Here is a 925-nt window from a genome sequence, read left to right on the forward strand (position 1 = left end):
GCGTACTACCGCTTTACATTACTGAAACATTAAAGTAACGATAAGCGAAAGCTCCTGAACTGGAAGGTTTGTTTTTAAGTGCTTTAGCGCATCGCTAATGTGTTTCTCAACGGTACGGATGGAAATGTTGAGTCTTTGAGCAATTTCTGCATTCGAAACTTCTTCAAACCTACTCAGCATAAATACGGTTTTACATTTTGGCGGAAGCTTGTCAATTTCCCGGTGCACTAAGGTTTCAAAATCATCATAATCCAGATTTGCCTCTGCACGTGCAGGCATTGCGATCTGTTCAAGAACCTCCTGATGTTCCTGAGTGAATTTTAAATCGCGCAAATGATTGAATACTTTATATTTTACCGCTCTAAAAAGATAGCCTTCCAAATTGATGATACTGGTATATTCTAACTTTTCCCAAAGGCTTACAAACACTTCCTGAATGATATCTTCACAAATCCTTTCCTCAGCATAAATTTGATAGGCATAGCTAAAAAGCCGTTGCCAGTACGTTTCAAAAACACGGTCAAAACCTTGCTTAGGCTGCGTCCTGAGCAATTGTTGCAGTTCGAGTTCTGTATTTTTAGAAACCTTATGTTGCATTTAAGTAGTACTTACAACAAAGGAAACAAAACCTTAGATTACCCTTAGCTCCTTAAGTTTACTATTGGGTTAAGAATTGATTACAAGTCAAAATTATCATTCTTAAAGCGAACATCTTTGAGCTCGACAGTTTCGAATGTCAATAGTGGTTCAATCTTGACTAGTTAAAAATCGCCAATACCTCTTTATAAATACGCTCGAAATTTGCTTTAAGGTCTTCAGAAGCATACTGCTGTGATTGTGCAGGTAGCTCGCGACTGATTTCAGGTAAGTGAAATTTCACCTTCTTGTCTTTACCGTCTGCAAAGCTGATAAACTCTCCCGGTTT

1 protein-coding gene is annotated in these 925 nt (G+C 38.2%); it reads right to left on the minus strand.

All coding sequences use genetic code 11. The features are described 5' to 3' along the window. Positions 1-18: 18 nt before the first annotated feature. Positions 19-597: an RNA polymerase sigma-70 factor gene (locus WA338_RS18810; RefSeq protein WP_272984756.1), complete on the minus strand. Its 579-nt coding sequence runs from the start codon at positions 595-597 to the stop codon at positions 19-21. Positions 598-925: the final 328 nt, after the last annotated feature.

Origin of the sequence: Leeuwenhoekiella sp. CH_XMU1409-2 (assembly GCF_037029365.1) — a bacterium.
Lineage (GTDB): Bacteria > Bacteroidota > Bacteroidia > Flavobacteriales > Flavobacteriaceae > Leeuwenhoekiella > Leeuwenhoekiella blandensis.

Coding starts and splice junctions, on each gene's coding strand:
- WA338_RS18810 (WP_272984756.1), bottom strand. CDS start 597: ATGCAACATAAGGTTTCTAAAAATACAGAACTCGAACTGCAACAATTG.